The sequence below is a fragment of the Flavobacterium sp. LMO6 genome (assembly GCF_009495795.1).
GTDB lineage: Bacteria > Bacteroidota > Bacteroidia > Flavobacteriales > Flavobacteriaceae > Flavobacterium.
This window is the reverse complement of sequence record NZ_WIBH01000061.1, coordinates 1-635: the sequence shown is the minus strand read 5'-3', so window position 1 is coordinate 635 and position 635 is coordinate 1. Positions and strand designations below refer to the sequence as shown.

Below are 635 nucleotides of genomic sequence, written 5' to 3'. Positions count from 1 at the left end.
CCTGCTGGCAATCCAGCAAATGTTGCGCCTGTAGCTCCTGTTGTTGCTAAGGCAATATTCGTAATAGCACTATTGATACAAACCGTTTGATTTGTTCCTGAGGCAATGACATTTTGTGGAAGTATAGTAATATTAAAAGTACTACTGCCTGCTGCACCACAAGCCGTTGCTCCATAAAAATAAGTAACTGTATATGTTCCTGCAGTACTTGATGCTAAATCAATTTCTCCGGTTGAACTATTAATAGTTAATCCTAAAGTTGAACTATAAACACCTCCTGTAGTAAATCCTGCTACTGGAGTTGGAGTTGGATTTGTACTGTTTATACAAACTGGTGTTGAATAACTAAATCCTGTAACTGGAAGAGGTAGTGGATTAACAGTAATAGTTCCGGTAGCTGTTGCTGGTGGACACCCTCCTGTTGTAGTTACGGTATAGTTAAACGTTCCTGCTAAAGTAGCAGTACCAGTAATTGTAACATTATTTCCTGCCCATGAACCAGTAACTCCTGGTGGTAATCCTGTAAATGTTGCGCCTGTAGCTCCTGTTGTTGCTAAGGCAATATTCGTGATAGCACTATTGATACAAACCGTTTGGTTTGTTCCTGAGGCAATCGTGTTTAATGGCGTAACAGT

1 pseudogene is annotated in these 635 nt (G+C 40.2%); it reads right to left on the bottom strand.

From position 1 onward, the window contains the following. Window positions 1-635, bottom strand: a pseudogene (locus tag GFJ99_RS13935) (hypothetical protein); the annotation flags it as partial.